Here is a 25,604-nt window from a genome sequence, read left to right as displayed (position 1 = left end):
GGCCGCGCTCCCGTGTCGACGGGACGGACTCCGTCCCGTACGGCGGCCCGCCCGGAGACTCAGCCTTCGCCGGACTCCGACTTGCCCATCGCCTTGCGGATCACGTCGCGGGCACGATCCATGATCGCGACGGGCGTTCCCAGCAGGATGTTCTCCGTCGCCGATTCGATCCCGGGGTGCGGGTGCGTGGGAGCCATCGCCTCGGCTGCCTTGACGCCCACGGCCATCGCCCTGCGCTCACCCTCGGACGTGCTGGCCTTGAGCTCGGAGAACTCGTAGCGCTCCTCGGCGGCGGCGTGGGCGAACACCGCGGCCCGCAGCCTCTCCAGCTCCTGGGAGAACTCCGGCGTCGTCACGTCCATGTCGTCGAGGCGGCTGAGCATCTCCTTCGCCTCTTCCTCCTCCTGGAGGCGGTTGTCCACGATCGTGTCGCCGCCGACCAGCTTGCGCCGTGCGTAGGGATGGACGATCTCCTCCTCCGCCGTCTCGTGGACGGCGAGCAGGCGGACAAGGCGGCTGAAGGCCTCCCTGCGCTGCTCCCCCTGGCTTCTGTCGACCTCGTCGAACAGCTCCCGGATGAGAACGTGCTGCTGCGTCAGGAGATCGATCACGTCGTTCTCCCGCATGGTCTCCGGCCTTGACTGGCGGTCCATTAGCGCCTCCTTCCTGGTCATATCCGGGCTACCCGTAACCGGGAAGCGAAACCCCTGACCTGCGTATTCGGCGCACGGATACGATGCGGCCGCCCGCGGCCCCGGCCCGGCCGGCGCGGGCGGCCGGCCTGCACCGGATGCACGGGATCTGCACATTTCCGGACGACGGCTCTACACAGAGGGCATCTACGCTTCCCTCCATGGCTACCCCTCAGCAGCGCCGCGTCCTCGTGGTCGAGGACGACGACACGATCGCGAACGCCGTACGGCTCCGGCTCGTGGCGGAGGGTTTCGACGTGCGCGTCGCGAGCGACGGCGAGGGGGCGCTCGCGGCCTACGCGAAGGCGGAGCCCGACGTCGTCGTCCTCGACCGGCTGCTGCCGGGCCTGGACGGGCTCGAGGTGTGCCGCAGGATGCAGGCCGCCCGGCCGGTGCCGGTGCTCATGCTCACCGCGCTCGGCGAGGAGACGGACGTCCTGGTCGGGCTGGGGGTGGGGGCCGACGACTACATCACCAAGCCGTTCAGCATGCGGGAACTCGTCGCGAGGATCCACGCGCTGCTACGGCGGGTGGAGCGGGCCAGCCTGCTGGCCCACGAGGACGCGGTGATCCGGGTCGGCGACGTCGAGATCGACACGGCCGAGCGCCGCGTGTTCGTCCGCGGGGCCGAGGCCCAGCTCACCCGGACCGAGTTCGACCTGCTGCGGCGTCTCGCCGAGCGGCCCGGCCAGGTCTTCGAGCGCGAACGGCTGCTGTCGGACATCTGGGGCTTCTCCGAGGCCGCCGCGACCCGGACCGTGGACAGCCACGTCCGCGCGCTGCGCCGCAAGCTCGGCCCGGAGGTCGTCCGTACCGTCCATGGCGTGGGATACGCGCTCGTCCGTCCGTGACGCTTCATTTAGGGAGAGCCAGGCGTTGAGGCCGCTCGACTTCCTCGGCCGGATCAAGGTCAAGCTCGGCATCGTGATCGTGCTCGCCGTGGTCGCGGCGTTCGTCGTCAACGAGGTCGGCATCAACTCCGGCCTGTCCCGCGATCTGAGGATCGCGATCGCCGTCGTGCTCGCGCTGATCATGGTGCAGCTCCTCGCCCGCGGCATGATCCGGCCGCTGCGCGAGATGGCAGCCGCCGCGCAGACGATCGCCAAGGGCCGGTATGGCCTGCGCGTGAGCGCGACCTCCCGCGACGAGGTGGGAGAGCTGGCGCGGGCCTTCAACGCCATGGCGGCCGACCTCGCCGAGGTCGATCGCCAACGGCGCGAACTGGTGGCCAACGTCAGCCACGAGCTGCGCACGCCGATCACCGGCCTGCAGGCCGTGCTGGAGAACATCGTGGACGGCGTCACGCCGCCCGACCTCGACACCCTGGGCACGGCCCTCGCCCAGACGCAGCGGCTCGGCCGCCTGGTGGCCCAGCTCCTCGACCTGTCGAGGCTCGACTCGGGGGCCCGGCTGATCGAGCCGGAGGAGCTGGACCTGGCGTCGTTGTGCCGCCAGGCCGTCTCGGAGGCGACTCTCGCGCGTGACGACGTCACAGTGGTGAGCGCGGTCGGTCCGGGGACGGTGCTGTCCGCCGACGGGGCCCTGCTCGCCCAGGTGCTGGCCAACCTGCTCGACAACGCCGTACGGCACAGCCCGTCCGGCGGCACGGTCCGGGTGGAGGCGCGGCCGTCCGGGGCGAACCTGGAGATCAGCGTGGTCGACGACGGCCCCGGCATCCCGCAGGCGGAGCGGGCCCGGGTGTTCGAGCGCTTCTCGCGGCTCGACGCCGGACGGGCCGCGGACGCGGGCGGGGCCGGGCTCGGGCTCGCCATCGCCAAGGAGATCGTCGAGTTGCACGGCGGGTCGATCGCGGTGTCGGACCCGGCCCCGGTCATACGACGGGCCGCGGGGAGAGGCCGGGAGACGACCCCGGGGTGCCGGATGGTCGTCGTGCTGCCGCTGCGCGGGGAGCCCGCGGCGGGAGAGAACGTGGACGGGCCCGTCCACGCCGGAAAGGGAGACATGGACGTCCGTGAGCCGGGCGCGGGACGCGCAGAAGGCCGGCCCGGCGAGCGGGGCCCATCCGGGGACGAGGGCGTCGGCCTGGCCGGCCCGGCCGGGGCCCTCGCTCCGGCGAAGAGGCCGGAGGAGACCGGCGACGAGGCCGTGCGAGGCGAGGCCGTGCGAGGCGAGGCCGTGCGGGGCGAGGAGGCGGGGGGTTCCTCGCCCGGGACCCCGGACGGGGGCGAGCGAGCGGAGGCCGGGCAGGGGGAGCTTGCGGACCAGCCGGACGCGGCGGTGCAGGACGCGAATGCGGCCGCGGGGCTACGCGCGCCGCACACGCCTGCCTCGGACACGCTCGCTTCGAACGCGGTCGCTTCGAACACGCTTGCCTCGAACGCGGTCGCTTCGCACGCGCTTGCCTCGAACGCGGTCGCTTCGCACGCGCTTGCCTCGAATCCCGCCTACGACCGCGCCGGGCAGCTGGCGCGGGCGGCGCTCGGGACGGGCGTCGGCATGTTCGCCGGGCTGTTCATCGGGATGGCCGTCTCGGTCATCCTCGGCTTGGACACGGTGGTGGTGTTGCTGTTCGTCGTCGGCGGCACGATCGCGGGAGCGAGCCGCGGCTCGTCATGGGCCCACCGGCCCACGCCGGCGGGCGCGCCGCCGTCGCCCTGGCAGGGCGCTGTGCCATCACATATGCCGGTCACTCCGCCGCCACCCGCGTACGTGCCGCCGCCGCTGTTCCCGCGGCCGGAGCTGCCGGACGCGCCCCGGTGGCTGCTGCCGGCCGCCGCGGCGGCCGGTCTGGTCGCCGCCGTCGCCCTGCCGGACGCGTCGCCCGGGCTGGGGTTCGTGCTGACGGCGGTCGCGATGGGCGCCGCGGCGTTCCCCGTGGTGCTGCCGCTCCGGCGCGGCCGGATCACGCCGTGGACGGTGGCCTTCGGCCTCCTGGCGTACGCGCTGGTCTCCGTGGCGCTCTTCCGCGACGCCGACTGGCTGGTCGGGCCGGTGCTGCTGGCCGCGTTCGGAGTCGGGTCCCTCGCGGTGTCGGGCGGCGGGCGGGGCTGGCTCGCGGTGATCAAGGGTGGGGTCTCGGTCGTGTTCGCGCTGCTGCCGCTGCCGTGGTTCCTGGCCGGGCCGCTCCGGAGACTGAAACGGCGCCGGATGCTGCCCACGCTGATCAGCGCCCTCGTGACCGTCGTCCTGCTGGCCGTCTTCGGCCTGCTGTTCTCCTCCGCGGACGCCGTCTTCTCGGCCTTCCTCAGCGACCTGCTGCGCACCCCTGACTGGGTCAGGAGCCTGCCCTACCGGATCTTCGTGTTCTGCGTGTTCGCGGGCCTGGCCGCGGCGGCGGTGCTGGTGGGCCTGCGGCCGGTGGCCGAGCCCGCCGCGCCCGACCTGCGGATGTCCCTCGGCCGCCAGGTGTGGGTGATCCCGCTGCTCGGGCTGAACGTGCTGTTCGCGGCGTTCGTGACCGTGCAGATCACGGTGTTGTTCGGCGGAAGCCGCAGGGTGCTGACGACGGCGGGGCTCACCTACGCGGAGTACGCGAGATCGGGCTTCTTCGAACTCGTCACGGTCAGCCTCTTCGTGCTCGGCATCGTGGCGGCCGCGGTCGCCCTGCTGCGCCGCGAGAGCCGGGCCGACCGCTGGCTGCTCGCCGTGCTGCTCGGCCTGCTGTGCGCGTTCACCCTGATCATCCTCGCCTCGGCGCTGCACCGGCTCGGCCTCTACACCGACGCGTACGGCCTGTCGCGGCTGCGCGCCTCGGTGGAGGCGACGATCTGGTGGCTCGGCGCGGTGTTCGTGCTGGTCCTGGCGGTGGGAGCGGTCCGTCTGGCCGGCGGGGGCACGTCCTGGTTCTTCCGCGCGCTCGTGCTGCTCACCGGGGTGTCGCTGCTGGCGTTCGCGGTGTGGGACCCCGACGCGAGGGTGGCCGAGACCCAGCTGGCGGTCCGGGGTGTGGAGCGGCTCGACCACGGCTATCTGAGCGAGCTGGGGGCGGAGGCCGTGCCGATCCTCGACCGCCTGCCCGAGCCCGACCGCAGCTGCGTGCTGAGCGACGTGGTGGCCTTCAACGACCTGTGGAGGCCGGACGCGTGGAACGGCTGGAACCTCGCCCGCGCCCGCGCCCGCGAGGTGCTGGAGCGCAGGCCTGTCGTGCCGCCCGTCTCGCGGTCGCGCGACTGCCCCGGCTTCTCGCGCCTGTCCGGTCCGTACGACTGATCTAATCGGTGACGTGACCTTCGATGTCCTGATCACCGGTGGCCGCGTCGTGGACGGCACCGGAGCCCCCGCGTTCCGCGCCGATGTCGGTGTGCGCGGGGACCGGGTCGAAGCGGTGGGCCGCCTCGGCGCGGCCGAGGCGGCGGTGCGGATCGACGCGGCGGGCAGGCTCGTGCTGCCGGGCCTGGTCGACTGCCACGCGCACGGCGACGCGGCCGTGTTCGACCCCTTGGTGCAGCAGGCCGCGCTGCGGCAGGGGGTCACGACGTTCGTGCTGGGACAGGACGGGCTGTCGTTCGCCCCGGCCACCTCCCCGGCCTCCTTCGCGTACGCGAGCCGCTACTTCGCGGCGATCAACGGCCCGCACCCGCACGTGGACGGGCCGGTGAGCGTCGCCGGCCTGCTCGCGGGATACGGCGGCGCGACCGCGCTCAACACCGTCTACCTGCTGCCGCACGCGACGATCCGGTTCGACGCGATGGGCGCCGCGGAACGCGCCGCGGACGGGGACGAACTGCGCGCCATGCTGCGCGCGGTCGAGCGGGGCCTGGCCGAAGGGGCGGCCGGGCTGTCGTCGGGCCTGGAGTACGCCCCCGGCCGGTACGCCGACGCCGCCGAACTGGCGGCGTTGTGCGCACCGCTGGGCGGCCTGCCGTACGTGACGCACATGCGCGCGTACGGCGCGTCGGCGTCGGTGGGGATGACGGAGGTCGTGGAGATCGCCCGGCGGTCCGGCGCGGCCGTGCACGTCTCGCACCTCCACGGCCCGGCCTCCACTCTGCTGCCGCTGGTCGAGGACGCTCGGCGGCAGGACGTCGACCTGACCTTCGACACCTATCCCTACCTGCGGGCCAGCACGATCCTGGCGATGGTGACGCTGCCGCCGTGGGTGCCCGCCGCCGACCCCGACCGCGCCGTGGCGATGTTGTCCTCCGAACGCGAACGCCTCGCCGGGGAGTGGGCGGGACGCGACGACCTGTGGCCGCGCATCACGCTGTCGCACGCCCCCGGGTTCGAGTGGGCCGAGGGGATGACCCTGCCCGCCGCGGCGGCCGAGTTCGGCGCCGGCCCCGCCGAGTTCTGCCGGGTGCTGCTGGCGGAGACCCGGCTCCAGGCGGGCTGCGTGCAGGCCCGCCCCGACGAGGGCCCGGCGGGGGAGGAGTCGGTGCGCGCCGTCATGCGCGACCCCGGCCACACGGGCGGCTCCGACGGCATCTACGTGGGCGGCCATCCGCACCCCCGCGGCTTCGGCGCGTTCGCCCGCTACCTCGGCCGGCACGTACGCGAACTCGGCGACCTCACCTGGGAACAGGCCGCCGTGCACTTGGCCTCGCACCCGGCGCGACGCTTCCGGCTGCCCGACCGCGGTCTCGTGCGGCGTGGCCAGGCCGCAGACCTGGTGGTCGTCGACCCGGCCACGGTGGCCGACACCGCGACCTACGACAAGCCCCGCTCGCTCGCCGTGGGCGTGGACGACGTGCTCGTCGGCGGCGTGCCGGTGCTGCGCGGTGGCGAGCTCACCGGCGCCACCCCCGGCCGCGCGCTGCGTCCTGCCTAACCGGACCGTGAGCGACGCCAACGGCCGGGTCCGGATCGAGGCGCACAGCGCGGACGCGCCCGTCGTGTCCGCTCTCACCACGCTGCCTGCCCGTTCGGCCGACAGGCCCTACACACGGTTCGGCGACTGGTTCGCCTGGGCCTGCGCGTTGCTGCTGCTGCTCGCACTCGCGTCCCTGGCCCGCACCCGGAGCGCGGCAGGCGCCGGCCGCAGCGCCTTCAGGGCCGCCAGCCATAGATGACGGAGGTGGACGCCGACATATCCGGCGACACAGGGAAGGCCGCGCCCACCGCCCAGAAGCGGTGCGTCCCCGGGACTCTCGCAAGCCCGCGCAGCACCACCCGCCCGCCCTCGATCTTCGGCTCGGCCGGCGTGGCGGGGCCGGTGGGCGTCAGCGAGAGGACGGCGGTCTCGGCCGCGACGGCGTCCTCGTCGCCGGTCGTGCTCGCCACCACGGCCCGCAGCCCGCCCTGCCCGTCGGCGACCGCCGCGTCGGTGAACCGCCAGCCCTTGGGCACGGCCACGGGCCGCCAGGCCCGCCCGTCCCAGTGCGCGGCGAAGGGGTCCCTCACCGGGGCGCCGTCCCCCTCCGGATCGGGGCGTGCCCCGTACGTGCCGTACGCCCAGACGTCGGAGTCGGAGGCGGCCACCACCCCCTGGAGGTCGAGCGAGTTCTCCCGGGTGTCCTTCGGCAGCGCCCCGCCGAAGGCGACCGGCTCCCACGAGTCACCGGGCGCACGCCGGTAAAGCGCCGTGCGCCCCCGCCGCATGTCATTGGCGACCGCCCAGTACGTCCCGGACGCGGGCACGGAAAGCGCCCGCACCGCCATCCCCGTCCCGGGTCCCGGCACCCGCCGCCAGGGGCCGCCGTCGGACAGCCGGATCGCGGGTTCCTTGCCGTCCAGCGCCCACGCCCGCCCCCGGCCCGCCGAGCCCAGCCGGGCGAACGACCCGCCGCCGCCGACCGGCGCCCACCGCGCCCCGTCCCAGTGCAGGACCTGCCCGCGACGTGCCCCCCGCAGCAGCAGCCAGACGTCGTCCGGCCCCGAGGCCGCAGCGGCAACCGGGTAGGCCCGCTGTGCGGAGGCGTACCTGGTCCAGCGGGCTCCGTCCCAGCGCAGTGCGACCAGCCGGCCCCGCCACGTCTCATCGAACCCGAACGCCCAGGCCACTCCGGGCGCCGTGGCGACGACACAGGTGATCTGGTCGAACACCCCGTAGTCGGCGAGCAGGCGCAGCCGCCACGGCCCCGACTCATCGGCCGCGACCGTCACGGGCCGGTGCCGCTCAGGCGGATCGTCCGGATACAGATAGTCCCAGGCCCCTCGAAATCCCTTCCCGCCCGTCCCCGGCGTGCCCGGCGCGACACCCGTGGCAGCGGACGCCGGTGCCCGCTCGGACACGCGTCCGCGGGCGGGCGGGGCGGTGCAGGCGGCGGCCAGCACGGCCACGACGATGGCGGCTGACAAGGCCGGGGTGAACGACGCGCGCGGGCTCATGAAGGTTGGACGCCCAATGGCGGGGTGGAGTTCGCTGCCCGGCTCGACGGGCTCGCCGGCCTACTCGGCCAGAACCTGGCGCAGCGTGACGGCGAAGTTGTCCGGATCGCCCGGCATGCCGAACGTGTCGTCGAGGAACCCGCCGTGGTTGCTGGGGAAGAGCACCGGCTTGGTGCCGAGCCGCTCGGCGACCGCCTCGCCCGCGCGGCGGGCCAGCTGCCCCTCCGACTCGGCTCCGACGCCGACGACGATGCGGGCCGGAGCCGCGCGGAGCGCGTCGAAGTCGGGCTCGTAGTGCGTGCAGGTGATGAGGTTCTGCTCGAACATCACGTCGCCACGCGCACCGTCGTCCTCCGCCGGCAGCCCGAACTCTGCGGGGCTCGGCATGGGCTGATCGGCGAAGTCCGCCGGGATCTCGCCCTGGTGGCCGGTGACCACGATGAACTTCACCATCGCCGGCCCGAAACCCTCCCGATCGTAGGTCCGCCGGATGTCGGCAACGGCGGCCAGCGCCTGCTCCCGGTCCGGCAGGACCTGGGCGGCGGGCGGCTCGTGCGCCACGAGCGTGCGCACCTGCTCGGGATGCCGGGCGACGAGCGCGAGGGCGTTGACCGCCCCTCCGCTGCTGGCGAAGACGTCCACCGGCCCGCCTCCGAGCGCGTCGATCAGCCGGTGCAGGTCGTCGGCGTGCAACTCGGGGGTCGACTCGGCGGCACCGCCGGTCCGCGTGCTCCGGTCGCTGCCGCGCGGGTCGTAGGTGACCACCGTGCGGTCCTGGAAATGCCGTGCCAGGGCGGTGAACCCGGCGGCGCTCATCGGCGATCCGATCAGCAGCAGGATCGGCTCGGTGGTGCCCTCGGCCTCGCGGACGTCGTAATGGAGAACGCAGCCGGGCACTTCGAGGGTGTGGGTCCTGGGCTCGGTCATGGGCGGTCACTCCTCTGTCTACGCTGCGGATGTCCCCGCTGCGGAACCTCAGAGCCCCTGTGAGGGCGGTCACACCCTATCTCGAACGTGTCATCGAATGCAGGCGACCCGCGGAACCGGTGGACGCGCGAGGCGACCGGGTCGCCCGGCCTCGGTCACAGGGCCGTTCGCGCCTGTTCCACGTGCCGCGCGATGCCCAGGGCTCCGCTCGTCTCCGCCAGGGCGGCCGCCTCGTCGAGCAGCCGCAGGGCGTCGTCCCGGCGGTCCTCGGCGACGGCGATGTAGGCCAGTCCGACCAGGTTGGCGGCGACACCCGGATGGAAATCGAGCTCCCGGCGCAGCCGGACCGATTCCTCCAGCCGTTCGCGCGCCGCCTCCAGCCGTCCCGCCTTGTGCTCGGCGATCCCCAGGTGCCTGAGCGCGTAGGACATCGTCAGCCTGTCGCCGGCCTTCGCCGCGAGCTCGTACGACCGCCGCAACGCGGGCCCGGCCGCCTCGTCGTCGTGCCGTACGACCTGGTGGAAGCAGCCGATCCAGAAGAGCGCCTCGCCCTCGCCGCGTGTGTCGCCGAGCCGCCGGAAGAGATCGGCCGCCCGCTCGAACAGCTCGAGTTCGCGGGGGTCCTCCTCGTGGTGTTCGAGGAACCGCGCGTGGACGATGCGGCCGCGGGCCAGCGCGAGACCGGCCTCGGCCGCGCCGATGTCCCGTCCCGATGCCCGGGTGGTCAGGTCGGCTTCCACCGCGTCCAGCTCCCGGTCGGCCTCGGCGAGAGCCGTGGCGTCGCCGCCGAAGACCGCCTGCTCGTAGAGGGCCAAGGCCCGATCGAGTCGTGCGTCGCCGCTCATCCCTACCCCGTCCCGATCTTCCGATCATGGTGTGAGGGCGCGAGTCTACCTCCGAGGCGGTGGTCCAGTACGATCCACAAGGTGGTCTGAACCGGGACAACAAGGGGGCGGCGTGGGTTTCGCGGACGGCCTCCCACTGCAGCCCGCAGGGCGCACGGAGCGGGGGCTCCCGGAGATCGTCGTCGACGCGCGCACGCGCGGTTTCCTGTGGCCGGGCGAGCCGATCGGCGGACGGGAGTTCGCCGAGGCCCGGCACTCCCTGTTCGACGGCGCGTTCACCTGGCCGGTGATGACGGCACGGCGCTCGGCCCTCGACCACAACATCGCGACGCTGGCGCGCTTCGCCGACCTGCACGGACTGGCCTTCGCGCCGCACGCCAAGACCACGATGTCGCCGCAGCTCGTGCGGGACCAGCTCGACGCCGGGGCGTGGGGGGTCACCGCCGCCACGCCGGGCCAGGTGCTCGTCCACCGCTCCTTCGGCGTTCCGCGCGTGCTGCTGGCCAACGAGATCTTCGACCGCGGCGCGCTACGCTGGCTCGCCGGCGAGATCGGGCGCTTCGACTTCCTCTGCTTCGCCGACTCGATCGAGGGCGTGCGCGTGCTCGACGAGGCGGCCGGCGACGTCCCGTTCCGGGTGCTGGTCGAGCTGGGCCACCCGGGCGGCCGGACCGGCTGCCGCGACCAGGACGAGCTGCTGGCGGTGGCCCGCGCGGCGCGGGAGGCGCGGGGGACCGAGCTGGCCGGGGTCGCCGGATACGAGGGGACCCACCACGAGGCCGCCGGGGTGCGCGGGTTCCTGCGCGACCTGGCCCGCGCGGCCCGGACGCTCGCGCCGCAGGTGGCCGGCCCCATCGTGGTCTCCGCCGGGGGCAGCTCGTGGTTCGACCTGGTGGCCGAGGAGCTCGCGCCGCTGACCGGTGAGCTGGGCGCCACCGTGGTGCTGCGCAGCGGCGCCTACATCGCCCACGACGACGGCTACTACTCCGAGCACACGCCCTACAACCGGCTGGAGGGCGAGCTGCGGCCGGCGCTGGAGGTCTGGGCGCAGGTCCTGTCCGTGCCCGAGCCCGGTCTCGTGCTGGTCGGCATGGGCAAGCGGGACGTTCCCCACGACATCCACCTGCCCTTTCCCAGGGCCGTGCGGCGCGGCGGCCGGGGTCCGGCCGAGCCGCTGACCGGGGTGACGGTCGTCAAGGTGCAGGACCAGCACGCCTATCTCGACGGCGACGCCGGACTGCGCCCGGGAGACCTCGTGTCGTTCGGGCTGTCCCATCCGTGTACGGCCTTCGACAAATGGCGCGTCATCCCCGTGGTGGACGACGACGACGTCGTGATTGATTTGATCGGTACGTGTTTCTGATGGAGCGGTGACAATGGCTGGCAAGCAGGAGATCCGTACGACCGCCGGGGCCCCGCCGATCGGCGCGTACTCCCAGGGGCTCGTGGTGGGCGACTTCCTCTACACCTCCGGCATGGGGCCGCTCGACCCCGCGACCGGCGAGGTCGCAGGCGACGACGTGGCCGCCCAGACGCACCGCACCATGCGCAACCTCGGGGCGGTGCTGGAGGCCCGCGGCCTGACCTTCGACGACGTGGTGAAGGCGACGGTCCACCTGCAGAACCTCAAGGAGGACTTCGCCGCGTTCAACGAGGTCTACCAGTCCTACTTCACCCGGCCCTACCCGGTGCGCACCACGGTGGGCTCCGATCTCATGGACATCCTCGTCGAGATCGACTTCGTGGCGTACGCGGGCCGTTGACGATGGACAGCGCCCTGTACGTCTTCGTCGAGGACCTGTCCGCCGAGGGCGTGCGGGGGCTGCTCGACCGGGCCTCGGCGTACGGCGTGCGAGGCGTCGCGGTGGCCGCGGCCTACCACCAGGCCAGGGACGTCACCCCGCACGGCGCGTCGCGGCTGACGCTGCGCCGCGACGGCGTCCACTTCCCGCCTCCGGAGGACCTGTTCGACGGCCTGCGCCTGACCCCGCCCGTGCAGCCGGGTGCGCAGGACCGGCCGATCGACGAGCTGCGCCGCGCCTGCGGGGACCGGGGGATGCGGCTGCACGGCTGGACCGTGTTCCTGCACAACGCCACCCTCGGCCTGGCCCACCCCGACGTGACGGTGGAGAACTGCTTCGGCGACCACGGATCCCCGGCCGACCTGTGCCCCTCGCATCCCGACGTGCGGGCGTACGCCGTGGCGCTGGCCCGGGCCGTCGCCCGGCAGGGGGTGGACACGGTCGTGGCGGAGTCGCTGCACTTCGGGGCCTTCGCCTACGAGCGGTGCTTCGTGGCGCTCGGCCCGATGGACGCCTTCCTGTTCGGCCTGTGCTTCTGCGCCAACTGCATGCGCCGGGCCGTCGATCTAGGGGTTAACGCCGAGGTGGCCAGGCAGGAGTGCGCCAGGATCGTCGGGGGCGTGCTCGACGGCGACCCCCCGGCGGAGGGCGAGGTCACGCGGGCGGCGCTGACGGCCTACGCCGGACCGGAGACGGTGGCGTACGCGCGGGCCCGCTCCGAGAGCGTCACGTCGCTGGTGGGCGAGGTCGCGGCGGCGGTGACGGCCGAAGGCGCGCGGCTGACGTTCATGGACGCGACGGGCGCGGCCAAGGGCTACGCCCACGGGCTGCCCGCGGCCGGCCTGGCCGCGCACGACTCCTGGCAGCTCGGGATCGACCTGGTGGCGCTCGGCGACCTGGTCCCGTCGTTCGCGGTCCTCGGGTATGCCAGGGACCCGGCCCGGGTGGCCGACGACGTGGCGGCCTACCGGCGCTCGGTGGGCAAGAACCCGGAGCTGAGGGTCGTGCTGCGCCCCGGCCCCCCGGACACCGACTCCGCCGACCGACTGGCCGCCAAGGTGCGCGCGGCCCGTACGGCGGGGGCCGGGGCCGCCGACTTCTACGCGTACGGCCTGGCGCCCTTCGAGGCGCTCGGCCGCATCACCGACGCGCTCGCCTGAGCACGGGCGTCCGGCCATGGGAGGGCAGCCAGGACCGGGCCGAGGCCGGGCCGCCGGTCGAGCCGGCGACCACGGCGTCCTGATCGTTCCGGCGCTCAGGCGGAGTCGCGGACGACGAGCTCGGTGGGGAGGATCACGGGGTCGGCCGGGCCGTCGTTGAACAGGCCGAGCAGCAGCCGGACCATCGCGGCGGCCTGCTCGATGACCGGGTGCCTGATCGTGGTCAGCGGGGGCTCGGTGAAGCGGGCCGCCTCGATGTCGTCGAACCCGACGACGGCCACGTCGTCCGGCACCCGGCGGCCCGCCTGGCGCAGGGTCTGCAGCGCCCCGATGGCCATGAGGTCGTTGGCGACGAAGACGGCGTCCAGGTCCGGGTCGTCCTGCAGCAGGTGGCGCATGGCGACGGCGCCGGACTCACGGGTGAAGTCCCCGACGGCGACGATCGACCGCCGGTCGGACTCGCGCAGCGCGTCGCGGTAACCCTTGAGCCGGTCCTGGCCGCCCACCATGTCCTGCGGCCCGGCGATCGTGGCGATGCGCCGCCGTCCGCCGTCCAGCAGGTGGCGCACCGCCTTCCCCGCACCGCCCACGTTGTCGTTGTCCACGTACGGCAGGGGCACCGGCACGGGCGGCCTGCCGTACGAGACGACGGGGACGCCCATCCGCGCGATGGCCGAGGGCAGCGGGTCGGCGCCGTGCATCGAGATCAGCATGACCCCGTCGACGTGGCCGCTGGCGATGTAGCGCTCGATCCTCGCGTGGTTCTGGGCCGAGCCGCCGAGCATGAGCACGACCTGCTTGTCGGCGGCCTCGAGTTCCAGACTGGCCGAGCGGATGACCGTGGAGAACATCGGGTCCTCGGAGAAGACCCTGGTCGGCGGCTCCGACACGACCAGCGCGATCGAGTCGGTCCGCTGGGTGACGAGGCTTCGCGCCGCGGAGTTGGGGACGTAACCCAGCTCGTCCACGGCGCGCATCACCGCATCCCTGATCTGCGGTGTCACCGTCATCTGCCCGTTGACGACCCGGGAGACGGTGGCGCGGGACACCCCTGCCCGCGCCGCGACCGCCTCCAGAGTGGGTCGTTTCATTCAGTCCCCCTTCGTCGTGCCCGACGACGCACTGCCGCGCGTGGGCCCAGGAGGCGCCTCCGCGACGGGCGGCATGCGTCGGGCACTCCCCAGCCCGTTGCGTTCGATGACGTCTCGATACCACAGCGCGTTGTCCTTGGGAACGCGTCGCCGGGTCTCGGAGTCGACAGATGGACACGATGCCGAACCTCGTGCGGAAGCCGTACGCCCACTCGAAGTCGTGCAGGAGCGACCATACGAGATAACCCGTCAGGTCGCACCGGCGGAGATCGCGACGTGCGCCGCCCCCGGACGGCCAGACCCGGATCTCAGCCGGCCGGGCGGCTCAGGCCCTCCCGATACCGCTGCGGGCTCACGCCGAGTTCCCGCTTGAAGGCCGAGCTGAGCGCGAACGCGGTGCCGTAGCCGACCCGCCGCGCCACGGCGTCCAGCGTCGCGTCCGTCTCGCGCAGCAGGTCGGCCGCCTGCGCCAGCCGCAGCCCGGTCAGATAGGCCATCGGCGGCTCGCCGACCAGCTTCGCGAACCGCTGCGCGAGTGCGGCGCGGGAGACCCCTGCCCGGCCCGCCAGCTCGGCGACCGTCCAGGGGTGGGCCGGGTCGGCGTGCAGCATCCGCAGCGCCGGCCCGACCACCGGGTCGCCGTGCGCCCGATACCACCCCGGGGCCCGGGCGTCCGGCCGGGAGAACCACGTCCGCAGCACGGCGATCAGCAGCAGATCGAGCAGGCGGTCGAGCACCACCTCCTGGCCCGGCTCGTCCTTGACGATCTCCCTGCCGAGCAGCGTGACGAGGGAGCCGTCCCAGGAATCGCCGCGCAGCACCAGCAGCGTGGGCAGCGCCGCCAGCAGCCGCTGGGTGACCGCGCCGCGCATCTGGTAGGTGCCGATGAGCATCACGGCGGAGCCGTCCGGGTCGTTGCCCCAGTTGCGCGTGCCCAGGTCCATCTCCGCCGACAGGGCGCGGCCGTCCGGTGTGGTGCAGACCTGGCCGGGGTGGATCACGACCTGCGGCGCGGTCGCGGGGTCGCCGGCGACCGTGTAGTGGACGGGACCGCGTACGACCGCCACGTCGCCCGGCCCCACGCGTACGGCCCGGTCCTCGTCCGGGGTGATCCACGCGTCGTCGCGCACCATCGCGACCAGGCACAGCGGCGCCTCGTCCTGGATCCGCACCGACCAGGGCGGGCTCAGGGTCGCCCGAAGCAGGAAGGCTCCCCGCGCCCGGGGGCCGTCGAGGAGATCGGCCAGCGCGTCCATGCCCAGATCGTAGACGGCCGGATATGCGGTCGAGCGTCTCGGCGATGTCGCCGGGAGCGGTACGCCGGTTGAGTGGTGACCATGACGAAAGCGCGAATCCTGGTCATCCTCGGCGTCCGCGTCGCGGCGGAGGAGGCATGACGTGCCTTCTGGCCGCCGTCGCCGCGGCCCTGTCCATGCTCATGACCGCCGGGATGGCGGGCACCTTCTTCGGGTTCTCGGTCGGGGTCATGCCGGGCCTGAACGCCGCGTCGGCCTCCTCGGCGATCGACGCGATGAACGCGGTCAACATCAAGATCCAGAACCCGGCGTTCCTGGCGGCGTTCGTCCTCGCCCCGATCGCCGCCGCGGGGGCGGGCGCCCTGCTGCTGGCCACCCCTCGCTCCGGCGCGGCCTGGCCGTTCTTCGCGGCGGCCGCGGTGTACGCCGTCGGCGTGATCCTGATCACGGCCGCCGTGAACGTGCCGATGAACGACGCCCTGGCCGCCGTGGCGGCCCACGGCGACCCGGCCGAGGCCGCCGCCAGGATCTGGTCGGACTACTCGGCCCGGTGGACCACGTGGAACACCTGGCGAGCCGTGGCCGGCGCGGTGAGCCTGCTGCTCATGGGCTACGGCGCCTACCGGTGGGGCCGGGGCTCCTGACCCCAACACGCTTTATCCCGCCCTGCGGCGCTTCGAGCAGCGCGGCGGCGGCGGGCCGCCGGGGCGCGGACCCGGGCCATGAGGAACGCAGGGTGGAGAGCGCTCTCTCGTTGCTGCTCACGTCGCGAGGCATGTGCTGAGAACGCTCTCTCGGATTTCACAGATCCTCTTGACGCGAGTGAGATTCAAAGGGGACAGTGTCGCTCAAGCGGTCCGCGATCGCGGTGCGCGGGCCCTCACGACCCTCTCCGACGCCGCCGTCCGGCGCAGCGGACGTCCGCCGTCTCCGCTCCGTGAGGCCACCCGCACCCCCCAATCCCCCCGCCGCGACGACCGGACCGAGGAGGAGAGGTACTCATGCGTGTGCTCCACTCCCCATGGCGGCGCTCGGTTCTGGCGCTGCTCGCCGTGGCCGCCGCGGTCCTGGCCCTCGCCGTACGGCCCGCCGGCGCGTCGGTGCCCTCGACGCCGTCCGGCTGGTCGCTCGTCTGGTCGGACGACTTCAACGGCGCGGCCGGAACGCTTCCGTCGTCCAACAACTGGATCATCGACACCGGCCACTCGTACCCCGGAGGCCCGGGCAACTGGGGCACCGGCGAGATCCAGAACTACACGGCCGACTCGGCCAACGTCAGCCTGGACGGCGGCGGCAACCTGCGCATCACCCCGATCGGCAGCGGCCAGAGCTGGACCTCCGCGCGAATCGAGACCCGCCGCACCGACTTCAAGCCCGAGGCCGGACGGATCCTGCGCATCGAGGGCCGCATCCAGATGCCGAACGTGACGGGCAACGCCGCCCTCGGCTACTGGCCGGCCTTCTGGGCGCTGGGCTCGCCGTACCACGGCAACTACCAGAACTGGCCGGCCATCGGCGAGTTCGACATCATGGAGAACGTCAACGGCATCAACTCGGTCTGGGGCGTGCTGCACTGCGGCGTGAACCCCGGCGGGGCGTGCAGCGAGACCAACGGCATCGGCGCCAGCAGGGCCTGCCCGGGCTCGACCTGCCAGTCGGCCTTCCACACCTACCGCTTCGAGTGGGACCGCAGCGTCACTCCCAACCAGCTCCGGTGGTACGTGGACGGCCAGCAGTTCCACAGCATCAGCCAGAGCCAGCTCGACGCGACGACGTGGTCGAACATGACCTCCCACGCCGGATACTTCCTCCTGCTCAACGTCGCGATCGGCGGCGGCTTCCCCAACGGCGTCGCCGGGTTCTCCACGCCCACCTCCGCCACGGTGTCGGGGCGGCCGATGGTGGTCGACTACGTGGCCGTGTGGCAGAGCGGCGCGACCAGCAGCCCGCCGCCGAGCTCGCCTCCGCCGAGCGGCGGCGTGGACGCCCGCTCCACCATCCAGGCGGAGAACTACCAGGCGCAGAGCGGCACGCAGGTGGAGACGACCCAGGACAGCGGCGGCGGTCAGAACGTGGGCTACATCTCCAACGGCGACTGGCTGCGCTTCGACGGCGTGAACTTCGGCTCGACGGCGGCGCGGCAGTTCAAGGCCAGGGTCGCCTCCGGCGCGGCCGCCGGCGTGAGCGGCCTCGTCCAGGTCAGGCTCGACAGCCCGACGGCGACCCCGATCGGCGACTTCGCCGTCGGCAACACCGGCGGCTGGCAGAACTGGACGACCGTGCCGGCCAACATCACGCCGACGACCGGCACCCACACGGTCTACCTCACCTTCAGCAGCGGCCAGCCGGCCGACTTCGTCAACCTCAACTGGTTCACGTTCTCCACGTCCTGACCGTCACGCAGGGCGGGGGCCGCTCCGGGCCCCCGCCCGTGGCCGGACGTATGTCACTCGGTGGGTGGGACCGTCTCCGGCGACGGCGACTCGCCGGGTGCGCCGGGCTCACTGGGAGTGCCGGGTGCGGTCGGGGTCTGCGGAGTCTGCGGAGTCTGCCCCGGGGGCGCGCCGCCTCCGCCGTGTCCCGGCAGGGCCGGGCGGCTGGCGTCCGCGACGATGATCGCGCGAGGGCTGCCGCCGGTCGTGCCCACGACCCATACCTGGTCGCCCTGCTGGATCCCCTGCAGGCCCTTGTAGTCCGCGACGACCCTGGTCGACTCGTCGATCGCGTAGGTGCGGCCGTCCACCGTGAGGGCGCCGCTCCGCACCGATTCCACTGCGCCGGTCTGGCTGGTGAAGGTCTGGTAGTCGCCGGACGGGCTGGGCTGGCGGGCCGGTCCGAGCTGGAGCAGCGCGAGCTCGGTCATGCCGAACTGCTCAGGACCGGACCGGAGCTGTGCCTCCTGGGGGTAGCGCGGCTGGTCCTGGCCCGACGCGCCCGCGGTGGCGAGGCCCGCGCCGGTGACGAGGGTGAGCGCCGCGGCGATTCCGAGGAGAAGCCGGGGCCGCTTGCCGTGCGGTTTCGGCGGTTTGCTGGACATGGTCATCGGTGTGCTCCCTCCAGTCGGCGCTGGGGCACGGCATGACACGGCACGGCATGACACAGCGGCATGACACAGCGGCATGACATGGTGCGGCCTGGCGTGGCCGGCGCGGCTGGGATGTGCGCGAACGACGTGAGCGGACGCGACCGCGCGGGTCATGGAACGTCCGCGGGAACGACGCGCCGGGCGCACGCGGCCGCGCATGGAGCGTGCGGCGCCGCGAACCCGTCGCGAAGGGCCCGCCCGTGGCACTCCTGGCCGGGCCGTCCGGTCGATCCGTCCGGTCAGCCGCCGGCCCGCGCCGGTCGGCCTGCCCTGGGATCCCCTGGCCGCCCTACCCCATCGAGTACGGCGTTCACCGCCCGCTCGGTAAAACCATCGTCCAGGGGCAGTTGCCGGAATACCACCCGCAGCCAGACCGCGCCCGCGAGCAAATCCATGATCATCATCGGGTCGGCGGAATCGGCGAGCTCACCGCGCTCCCGGGCCCGCTCGAAGATCGGCTGCTCCCGGGCGAACCGGTCGGCGAAGAAGCCCTTGGCCGCCTCCGCCAGCTCGGGGCTGTTGACGGCGGCTCCGAGCGCCGCGACGGCGATGTCCGCCGCCGGGGGAGTGGTGAGCAGCCAGGCCAGACCGTCCAGCAGCGCGTGGAGGTCGCCGCGCAGGCTCCCGGTGTCGGGCACGTCGAAGCCGAGCTCCTGCGCCTCGACCAGCGCCGTGCCGAGCAGGGCGGCCTTCGACGGCCACCACCGGTAGATCGTCGTCTTGTTGACCCCCGACAGCTCGGCGACACCCTCGATGGTCAGGCGCTCGTAGCCCTTCTCCGCCAGCAGACGCAGCGCGGCGTTCAGGATGTCGTCCTTCTTGCGTGGGGCCATGGCGGGAGCTTACTGCAACGCACCGTTGTGTTTTAATGAGAAACACAACGCACCGTTGCGTTGCGTTTTGAAGGAGGTGTGTCATGAGCATGCCGGTGGTCTTCGTTCACGGCATCCGGCTGAGCGGCACGATGTGGTCGCCGGTCCGGGCGCTGCTGCGGGCCCCGTCCGCCGCCCCCGACCTGCCCGGCCACGGCCGCCGCCGCGGCCTGCCGTACGGCACCGAGGCGGCCTGCGACGTCGTCGCGGAGACGATCGCGGGCCTGGGCGGGCGGGCCCTCGTCGTGGGGCTGTCCCTCGGCGGCTATGTGGGCATCGCCACCGCCGCCCGGCATCCGGACCTCGTCGCCGGCCTGGTCGCGATGGGCTGCACGGCCCGGCCGGATCGGCCCAGAGCGCACGCCTACCGGCTCGCCGGGCGCCTGGCCGCCCGCAACCCCGCGCTGGTCGACCGGGTGAGCCGCTTCGCGCTGCGGCGGATGCTGCCGGGGGCCGCCGGAGAAGCCATGATCGAGGGCGGGCTGAGCAGCGAGGTCGTGGCGTCCGTCGTCGCGGCGGTCACGGCGGAGGACCCCCTCGCCTCGCTGGCCGCCTACCCCGGCAGGGTCTGGCTGCTGAACGGCGCCCGCGATCCCTTCCGCGTCGACGAGTCGGCGTTCCTACGGGCCTGCGCCGACGGCAGCCTCACCCACCTGCACGGCCGGGGCCATCTGACCGTGCTCGCCGATCCCGCCGGGCTGGCCCGCTTCATCGACAAAGCGGCCGAGGACGTGTCCGCCTGCCCGGCCTGATCAGCCCCGCGCCGTACGCCCGGCCCCGCTCAGCGCGGCGACGAGGGCGAGCACCAGGTAGGCCACACCCGAGACGTACCTGAGCGTGCTCGCGCGCAGGCGGCGGCCGAGCGACCCGGCGGTGAGCGCGTACGCGAGGTCCGAGGCCAGCCCGATGACGGCGATCACCAGTCCGAGAAGCAGGACCTGCCCCGGCACGTCGCCCGAGGGATCCACGAACTGCGGCAGGAACGCCAGGAAGAACAGCACGGTCTTGGGATTCAGCACGTTGACCACGACGCCTTCGAGGAAGACCCGGCGCAGCGGCTGCGGCCTCGGCTCGTCGCCGGCCGCGCCCCGGCGGGTCAGGGCGCGGACGCCGAGATAGGCCAGATAGACGACGCCGGCCCATTTCACCGCGGTGAACAGCTCTGCGGACCGTGCGAGCAGATAGGACAGGCCGGCCGCCGCCGCGGCGATGTGGAGCAGCGTGCCCGTCTCCACCCCGAGGGCCGAGGCGACCCCGGCACGGCGGCCCTGGGCTACGCCCCGGGCGGCGATGTACAGATGGTTGGGGCCGGGCACGGCCACCACCGCCGCCGAGGCGGCGGCGTAGACCAGCAACGTCGAGGAATCGATCACGCTTGCCGAGGCTAGAGGCGCCCCGGCCCGCACGCCCAGGCCAATCGGCGCCGGCGTCCGTGGACCAATGCGGCTCAGAGTGCGCCGGGGCCCTTGGCCAGGTCCCGTACGTTCTGGATCAGCTCGGCCGGGTCGAACGGCTTGGTGAGATAGGCGTCGACGCCGATGTCGTAGCCCCGCCTGCGGTCGTCCTCCTGGGCCCGTGCGGTGATGAGCATGACCTTGATGTGCCGGGTGCTCGGGTCCTCCCGCAGCCGCGTGGCCGTCTCCCAGCCGTCCAGGCGCGGCATCATCACGTCGAGCGTGATCACATCGGGATCCACGTCATGGACGCGGTCCAAGCAGTCCTGCCCGTCGTACGCGGTCTCGACCTCGAACCCCTCCAGGGTCAGGTTGACCGCTATGAGCTGCCGGATGACCTCGTCGTCATCCACGACCAGCACACGTCCCAGAAGCTCGCCCACGGCGGCAAAGCTAGCCAATGAGATGGGGTGGGCGCGCGGTTTTCGCTGATCCACATCCCCGAGCCCCCGGCGGCCGTATTGATGTCACGAGCGGCCATCAAGTACTGGTAGCCTTATCAGCGGTTGAGCCCCCTTAGCTCAGGGGATAGAGCACCGGCCTCCGGAGCCGGGTGCGTAGGTTCGAATCCTACAGGGGGCACCAGATCTTGACCAGCGGATCAAGCCGCTGAACAGGGCGAACAGCACAGAAGCGGGCGGGTCTCCAGTCTCACGGAGTCCCGCCCGTTCTCATTGGCGCTCGCTGTTCGTGGACCAGTCGTGGACCAGGCCGCGAGGGCTAGTACTCGGGCAGGCGCCAACGCCCCCACCGACCGTCAGTCGGTTCCCCCGTGGCGAGGCTGTCCACTACAAGGAACACGCCACCAAACTCGGCGTCCCTGGAGACGCCATCTTGGGCGAGCCTCGCGCGACCAGCACGGGGGAGAACGTCACGAACACGCGCGCCCTCTTGGAGCAGCGTGGAGTCGCTGTGGCGTCAGCCGTTCTCGTCTCCCGGCCGTACCAGCAGTGACGTGCCTATGTCACGTGCAAGAAGCTGTGGCCCGAGCTTGAAGCCACGTGTGCGTCGCTTTCCCTCTCGCTTTCCCTCTCGCTTGACGACTACGTGACGAGCATCGGAGAGAGACCGCGTAATCAACATGCTGGTCGGTGACACTCAGAGGATCGCCGAGTACGCCAAGAAGGGCTTCGCCATCGAGCAGCCATACCCGGATGAGGTCGCTGCTGCCTTCCAACGACTGGTAGCTGCGGGTTTCACCAGTCGCTTGGTTTGATCAGAGCGGCTCTTCCGCGTGTTCACTGCTCGGAGCCTTCCTGCCTTGATAGCCGATGGTCAGCGCTCTTGACCCCCAGGACGTGGGTAGGCGTTTTCGAAGCTCAACGGCCTTCAGGTAGCCCTGTGCGAGGTTTGGTGACGTGCAAGTTGTTCGGCTGTATGCATGACGTGGTCCCCGGATGGTCCCCAGTGCCCTACACGTCTTGGCCTGTAGGCGGCATCATCGTTCGCAAGGAGCTTGGGCTTCCTGCTTCAGTGAGCCAGTTGTTAGGGAAGAGGGCATGATGGCGCCGACCCGACGCTCTCGGGCTAGGAGAAATGCGGCATTCCTGCGTGCGCTTGCCTTTGTTTTATGTCTGCCTACCCTTGCTCTCGTCCTCTTATCTCCTCTGCTATTGGGATGGTTTGCCGACCGGTTCTCCCGCTCGGATTGGGGACGGCTAAGTGAGATCGGGCAAGCCTATGGAGGGATTGCGGCGATCCTCACGGCGCTAACTCTGATTGGCCTAATTGTGACTCTGGTATTGCAAATAAACCAAAGCCGAATGGCGCGCGAAGAGTTCATGCGAACACGTCAGCAAGAGTTGGTACGCATGCTTCTTGACGACCCGATACTGGCGGAAGGGGTAGGTTTGCCAGTGGGCACCCCGGAGGAGGTTAAATTTAGCCGTCAACGGGTTTATGTCAACCTATGGATTAACCACTGGTTCTCCTTATATCGACTCGGCTATATAGAGGAAATTGAGTTGCGGGATCTGGCCCGCAGGGAGGCGTTCAGCAGCCCGGCAGGGCGTTTCTTGTGGAATCGTGCGGCCGACACGTATAGAAGGGGGGATCGGGCAAGTAAGAGATCGCGCGAGTTCGCCCGCATCTTGGACGAGGAATGGGAGGCGGCAAATAATAAGGTCGATGTATCCTCCGTAGGGCCGAGCGGAAATGCGAGTCCAACGCGCGCTCGTTCTCTTCCCGTTGACAGCATCAAAAGCGGAGCCTTGTTCGCCGTGATAGCGCTTCTGATCGGATGGTTAGCTCGGCTGATTCTGAACCGTAAACAGTCGAGGTCTTGTCATTCGACGCGCTGAGGCCTTGGATTAGCGGCTCTTCGATCTTGACGCGGGGAGCATGAGAGGGGCAGGCGCCTGGCCGGCCGAGTCGCTGGCCCATCGGCTGGCGGCCACGCTGCGGCTGCGGATGACGTGGCAGGCCTCGGCGCTGTACGCGGTGGCGTTCGGCGGATAGGTGGCGTTCTCGGTCTACCTGCCCGCCTACCTCAAGACCGCGTACGGACTGGCGCAGGCCGATGCCGCCAACCGGATGGCCGGATTCGTGCTGCTGGCGGTGCTGATGCGCCCGGTGGGCGGGTGGCTGTCCGACCGGTTCCCGCCGACCGGGGTGCTCGCCGGGACGCTGCTGATCGTCGTGGCCGGCGCCGCCGTCCAGGCGTTCACGCCCGGGCTGGCACCTGTCGTACGGTCGCGTTCCTGTCCATGGCCGCCGCGCTCGGGGCCGGCAGCGGTGCGACGTTCGCCCTGGTGGCGCTGCTCGCCCCGGCGAACAAGGTCGGCTCGGTCACCGGGGTCGTGGGCGCCGCGGGCGGCCTGGGCGGCTTCGTACCGCCACTGCTCATGGGCTTCGTCTACGGCCGGTACGGCACCTACGCCCTGGGACGATCGCGGTCTGGTTCCGCAGTGTGTTCTGGTTCTCCCCGCGCAGCGACCTGATGATCGGCGCGCCGTTGGTTTACCAGGTGCACCCATCGGCGGCTTCCTGTTCCTGGCGTTGTGGCCCTTTACGCGGCTCGTGCACGTCTGGTCGGCGCCGCTGGCCTATCTGTGGCGCCCGTACGTCGTCTACCGTGCGCGCCGAGGGCCGCTCCCGGCCGTTCCGCCCACGCCGGTCGCCGGGCGCGAGGCGACCGCACGCCTCGGCCGCTGACGCCCCCACACGGCGGGGCAGGAGAGGACCGGTGGCCGCCTGCCGTGGGACCTTCGTCACTACAGCCCCTCTCTCGGGCCGTGGTGGACTCCTGATCGGCCCCGCCGTCGGCGGGCCATAGGCGAGAACCTGGGACTTTGGGGGATGCGGGTTGTCCGACGCCGATGGTGGTACGGAAGGATTCCCGACAGCGCGGACCGGGCCCGCGGGCGCGGCGCCACCCGTGTTGATACAGGGCGGGATGGGCGTGGGGGTGTCCGGGTGGAGGCTGGCCCGTGCGGTGGCGGGCACCGGTCAGCTCGGCGTGGTGTCGGGCACGGCGCTCGACGTCACGCTGGCCCGCCGGCTGCAGCAGGGGGATCCCGGAGGGCATCTGCGCCGCGCGCTGGCCCGTTTTCCGGTCCCCGAGATCGCCGAGCGGGTCCTGGCTCGCTACTTCGTCACCGGCGGGGCCGTCGACGACAGGCCGTACCGGCCGGTGCCGCGTCTGGGGCTGCGGCGCGGCCAGGCCGCGGACGAGCTGGCCGTGGTCGCCAACTTCGCCGAGGTCCTGCTCGCCAAGGAGGGGCACGACGGTCTGATCGGGGTCAACTATCTGGAGAAGATTCAGATGGCCACGCCGGCCGCGGTCTATGGGGCCATGCTCGCCGGAGTCGACTACGTGCTGATGGGCGCCGGCATTCCGGCGGAGATCCCGCGGCTGCTCGACGATCTCGCGGCGCAACGGGATGCGGAGATCTCGGTGACCGTGGCGGGGGGCGAGACGTCGCACACGGTCGGCCTCGACCCGGTGACACTGCTCGGCCGGTCGTTCGCGCCTCTGGCACGGCCCCGGCTGCTGGCGATCGTCTCCTCGCACATCCTGGCCGCCTACCTCGCGCGCTCGGCGGTGACCAGGCCGTACGGGTTCGTGATCGAGTCTCCGGCGGCGGGCGGTCACAGCGCGCCGCCGCGCGGCCGGGTGCGGCTGGACGAGGCGGGCGAACCCGTGTACGGCCCGCGTGACGAGGTGGACCTCGGCAAGGTCGCGGCGCTCGGCCTGCCGTTCTGGCTCGCCGGTGGGTACGGCACGCCCGACGGGCTCGTCAGTGCGCTGGAGACGGGAGCCGCCGGGATTCAGGTGGGGTCGGCGTTCGCGCTGTGCCGGGAGTCGGGCCTGGACGACGAGCTGAGGCGGCGACTGCTGCGCGACGCCGCCGACGGCGCCCTGGAGGTCCGCAACGACCCGCAGGCATCCCCTGCCGGTTTTCCCTTCAAGGTCGCCCAGGTGCCCGGCACGCTGTCCGATGCCGGCGTCTACGCGGAGCGGCCCCGGCTGTGTGACCTGGGCCACCTGCGCACGCCCTATCAGAAGCCGGACGGCGGAGTCGGCTACCGCTGCCCGGCGGAACCAGCGGAGACCTACGTCCGCAAGGGCGGTCGCGTGGAGGAGACCGCCGGGCGCCGGTGCCTGTGCAACGGGCTGCTCGCCGCGATCGGTCTCGGACAGCGCCGTCCGGACGGTTATCTCGAGCCCCCGCTGCTCACTCTCGGCCAGGACACCGGCTTCCTCAGCGGTCTGCCGGACGACTACTCGGCCGCCGACGTGGTCGACCGCATCCTGCAGGGGACCGGCGCACGCTGATCCAGAGCCGGGGCAGGCGGCGCCGCCTCGCGCTCACGGACGCCGATCGCCACGAGCGGCCGGCGTCCCGGCGCGGCCGCTCGTGGCCCCTCGTGGCCGCGCCGGGATGCCGGCGCGGCCACCGCCGCGCTCGACCTGGCACAGGAAACGGCGGCAGGGTGGGCCGCGGGCGGTGCGTATGACCGTCCGCGGCCCGGTAGGAGCTCACATCAGCTGCGCAGGCTCCACTGCTGGTTCGTGCCGCCGTTGCACGACCACAGAATGAGCTTCGTGCCGTTGGTGGTGCCGGCGCCGTTGGCGTCCAGGCACAACCCGGACTGCACGCCGGTGATGGTGCCGTTGGAGTTGAGGTTCCACTGCTGGTTGGTTTGTCCGTTGCAGTCCCACAGCTGACGGGAAGCTAGCCGGGTAGTGCG

Annotated in this window: 24 protein-coding genes, 1 tRNA gene and 2 pseudogenes; 16 read left to right on the top strand and 11 right to left on the bottom strand. The window is 72.2% G+C overall.

What is annotated here, in order from left to right; genetic code table 11:
• Positions 1-59: 59 nt before the first annotated feature.
• A complete protein-coding gene (locus BXA11_RS35890) occupies positions 60-653 on the bottom strand; it encodes a hemerythrin domain-containing protein (RefSeq protein ID WP_030511079.1) in 594 nt (197 codons plus the stop codon).
• Between the two features lie 200 nt (positions 654-853).
• On the opposite strand from BXA11_RS35890, the gene BXA11_RS35885 reads away from it, so the two are divergent.
• Genes BXA11_RS35885 through BXA11_RS35870 form a run of 4 tightly spaced genes read left to right on the top strand, consistent with a single transcriptional unit; the run spans position 854 to position 6,661 of the window.
• Entirely contained in the window at positions 854-1,543 is a 690-nt protein-coding gene (locus BXA11_RS35885; RefSeq protein WP_036408396.1) for a response regulator transcription factor, read from the top strand.
• Positions 1,544-1,568: 25 nt separating this feature from the next.
• Positions 1,569-4,862: a DUF4153 domain-containing protein gene (locus BXA11_RS35880; protein WP_143734716.1), complete on the top strand. Its 3,294-nt coding sequence runs from the start codon at positions 1,569-1,571 to the stop codon at positions 4,860-4,862.
• A gap of 13 nt (positions 4,863-4,875) precedes the next feature.
• The gene (locus BXA11_RS35875) at positions 4,876-6,420 is read left to right on the top strand and encodes an N-acyl-D-amino-acid deacylase family protein (RefSeq protein WP_076441811.1); all 1,545 of its coding nucleotides are present in this window, start codon (positions 4,876-4,878) and stop codon (positions 6,418-6,420) included.
• A gap of 7 nt (positions 6,421-6,427) precedes the next feature.
• The gene (locus BXA11_RS35870) at positions 6,428-6,661 is read left to right on the top strand and encodes a hypothetical protein (RefSeq protein WP_076441809.1); all 234 of its coding nucleotides are present in this window, start codon (positions 6,428-6,430) and stop codon (positions 6,659-6,661) included.
• Here BXA11_RS35870 and BXA11_RS35865 read toward each other — a convergent pair.
• From BXA11_RS35865 to BXA11_RS35855, 3 genes are all read right to left on the bottom strand, one after another.
• Positions 6,639-7,919, bottom strand: a complete 1,281-nt coding sequence (locus BXA11_RS35865) for a hypothetical protein (protein WP_076441807.1) — start codon at positions 7,917-7,919, stop codon at positions 6,639-6,641. The two genes, BXA11_RS35870 and BXA11_RS35865, sit on opposite strands and share 23 nt — an antisense overlap.
• 60 nt (positions 7,920-7,979) lie before the next feature.
• The gene (locus tag BXA11_RS35860) at positions 7,980-8,846 is read right to left on the bottom strand and encodes an alpha/beta fold hydrolase (RefSeq protein WP_076441805.1); all 867 of its coding nucleotides are present in this window, start codon (positions 8,844-8,846) and stop codon (positions 7,980-7,982) included.
• Positions 8,847-9,001: 155 nt separating this feature from the next.
• Entirely contained in the window at positions 9,002-9,691 is a 690-nt protein-coding gene (locus BXA11_RS35855; RefSeq protein WP_030511084.1) for a tetratricopeptide repeat protein, read from the bottom strand.
• A gap of 112 nt (positions 9,692-9,803) precedes the next feature.
• On the opposite strand from BXA11_RS35855, the gene BXA11_RS35850 reads away from it, so the two are divergent.
• The 3 genes from BXA11_RS35850 to BXA11_RS35840 are packed head-to-tail and all read left to right on the top strand — an operon-like array spanning position 9,804 to position 12,653.
• Positions 9,804-11,054, top strand: a complete 1,251-nt coding sequence (locus BXA11_RS35850) for a type III PLP-dependent enzyme domain-containing protein (RefSeq protein WP_239104717.1) — start codon at positions 9,804-9,806, stop codon at positions 11,052-11,054.
• 13 nt (positions 11,055-11,067) lie between these two features.
• A complete protein-coding gene (locus tag BXA11_RS35845; RefSeq protein ID WP_076441803.1) occupies positions 11,068-11,454 on the top strand; it encodes a Rid family detoxifying hydrolase in 387 nt (128 codons plus the stop codon).
• Between the two features lie 2 nt (positions 11,455-11,456).
• Positions 11,457-12,653: a hypothetical protein gene (locus BXA11_RS35840; protein ID WP_076441800.1), complete on the top strand. Its 1,197-nt coding sequence runs from the start codon at positions 11,457-11,459 to the stop codon at positions 12,651-12,653.
• Between the two features lie 95 nt (positions 12,654-12,748).
• On the opposite strand, the gene BXA11_RS35835 is transcribed toward BXA11_RS35840, so the two are convergent.
• Together BXA11_RS35835 and BXA11_RS35825 are read right to left on the bottom strand one after the other, a co-directional pair.
• Entirely contained in the window at positions 12,749-13,744 is a 996-nt protein-coding gene (locus BXA11_RS35835; RefSeq protein WP_030511088.1) for a LacI family DNA-binding transcriptional regulator, read from the bottom strand.
• Between the two features lie 308 nt (positions 13,745-14,052).
• Positions 14,053-15,000 carry an AraC family transcriptional regulator gene (locus BXA11_RS35825; RefSeq protein ID WP_076441798.1) on the bottom strand — a complete coding sequence of 316 codons (948 nt, stop codon included), beginning with the start codon at positions 14,998-15,000 and terminating at the stop codon, positions 14,053-14,055.
• Between the two features lie 137 nt (positions 15,001-15,137).
• Here BXA11_RS35825 and BXA11_RS35820 point away from each other — a divergent pair, with 137 nt between their 5' ends.
• Together BXA11_RS35820 and BXA11_RS35815 are read left to right on the top strand one after the other, a co-directional pair.
• On the top strand, positions 15,138-15,644 hold the full coding sequence (locus BXA11_RS35820) for an anthrone oxygenase family protein (protein WP_076441796.1): 507 nt from the start codon (positions 15,138-15,140) through the stop codon (positions 15,642-15,644).
• Positions 15,645-16,001: 357 nt separating this feature from the next.
• The gene (locus tag BXA11_RS35815; RefSeq protein WP_083744822.1) at positions 16,002-17,393 is read left to right on the top strand and encodes a glycoside hydrolase family 16 protein; all 1,392 of its coding nucleotides are present in this window, start codon (positions 16,002-16,004) and stop codon (positions 17,391-17,393) included.
• A 53-nt stretch (positions 17,394-17,446) separates the two neighbouring features.
• Here BXA11_RS35815 and BXA11_RS35810 read toward each other — a convergent pair whose 3' ends face one another.
• Together BXA11_RS35810 and BXA11_RS35805 are read right to left on the bottom strand one after the other, a co-directional pair.
• Positions 17,447-18,043 carry a hypothetical protein gene (locus BXA11_RS35810; protein WP_076441794.1) on the bottom strand — a complete coding sequence of 199 codons (597 nt, stop codon included), beginning with the start codon at positions 18,041-18,043 and terminating at the stop codon, positions 17,447-17,449.
• A 281-nt stretch (positions 18,044-18,324) separates the two neighbouring features.
• Entirely contained in the window at positions 18,325-18,918 is a 594-nt protein-coding gene (locus BXA11_RS35805) for a TetR/AcrR family transcriptional regulator (RefSeq protein ID WP_076441791.1), read from the bottom strand.
• 83 nt (positions 18,919-19,001) lie between these two features.
• Between BXA11_RS35805 and BXA11_RS35800 the strand changes: the two genes are divergently transcribed.
• Positions 19,002-19,709 (top strand): alpha/beta fold hydrolase, encoded by a 708-nt coding sequence (locus BXA11_RS35800; RefSeq protein ID WP_076441789.1) that lies wholly within the window; start codon positions 19,002-19,004, stop codon positions 19,707-19,709.
• Here BXA11_RS35800 and BXA11_RS35795 read toward each other — a convergent pair whose 3' ends face one another.
• Positions 19,710-20,330 carry a LysE family translocator gene (locus BXA11_RS35795; RefSeq protein WP_076441786.1) on the bottom strand — a complete coding sequence of 207 codons (621 nt, stop codon included), beginning with the start codon at positions 20,328-20,330 and terminating at the stop codon, positions 19,710-19,712.
• A 74-nt stretch (positions 20,331-20,404) separates the two neighbouring features.
• The gene (locus BXA11_RS35790; protein ID WP_076441783.1) at positions 20,405-20,773 is read right to left on the bottom strand and encodes a response regulator transcription factor; all 369 of its coding nucleotides are present in this window, start codon (positions 20,771-20,773) and stop codon (positions 20,405-20,407) included.
• A 148-nt stretch (positions 20,774-20,921) separates the two neighbouring features.
• Here BXA11_RS35790 and BXA11_RS35785 point away from each other — a divergent pair.
• The 6 genes and pseudogenes from BXA11_RS35785 (at position 20,922) to BXA11_RS35765 (ending at position 25,188) form a co-directional block, all read left to right on the top strand.
• Positions 20,922-20,996: transfer RNA gene (locus BXA11_RS35785), tRNA-Arg, on the top strand.
• A gap of 105 nt (positions 20,997-21,101) precedes the next feature.
• Entirely contained in the window at positions 21,102-21,365 is a 264-nt protein-coding gene (locus BXA11_RS45680) for a YdcF family protein (RefSeq protein WP_076441780.1), read from the top strand.
• A gap of 545 nt (positions 21,366-21,910) precedes the next feature.
• Positions 21,911-22,711 carry a DUF6082 family protein gene (locus BXA11_RS42710; RefSeq protein WP_143734715.1) on the top strand — a complete coding sequence of 267 codons (801 nt, stop codon included), beginning with the start codon at positions 21,911-21,913 and terminating at the stop codon, positions 22,709-22,711.
• A 405-nt stretch (positions 22,712-23,116) separates the two neighbouring features.
• Entirely contained in the window at positions 23,117-23,350 is a 234-nt protein-coding gene (locus tag BXA11_RS44140) for a hypothetical protein (protein ID WP_204053427.1), read from the top strand.
• Positions 23,320-23,564, top strand: a pseudogene (locus tag BXA11_RS45870) (respiratory nitrate reductase subunit gamma). Before BXA11_RS44140 ends, BXA11_RS45870 begins: the two are co-directional and overlap by 31 nt.
• 223 nt (positions 23,565-23,787) lie before the next feature.
• A complete protein-coding gene (locus BXA11_RS35765; protein ID WP_239104715.1) occupies positions 23,788-25,188 on the top strand; it encodes a nitronate monooxygenase in 1,401 nt (466 codons plus the stop codon).
• A gap of 209 nt (positions 25,189-25,397) precedes the next feature.
• On the opposite strand, the pseudogene BXA11_RS35760 reads toward BXA11_RS35765, so the two are convergent.
• Positions 25,398-25,580: pseudogene (locus BXA11_RS35760) on the bottom strand (ricin-type beta-trefoil lectin domain protein); the annotation flags it as partial.
• Between the last annotated feature and the right edge of the window lie 24 nt (positions 25,581-25,604).

The organism is Microbispora rosea (assembly GCF_900156315.1).
GTDB classification, from domain to species: domain Bacteria; phylum Actinomycetota; class Actinomycetes; order Streptosporangiales; family Streptosporangiaceae; genus Microbispora; species Microbispora rosea.
The sequence above is the reverse complement of the archived record's forward strand: the minus strand, read 5'-3'. Positions and strand labels throughout refer to the sequence as shown.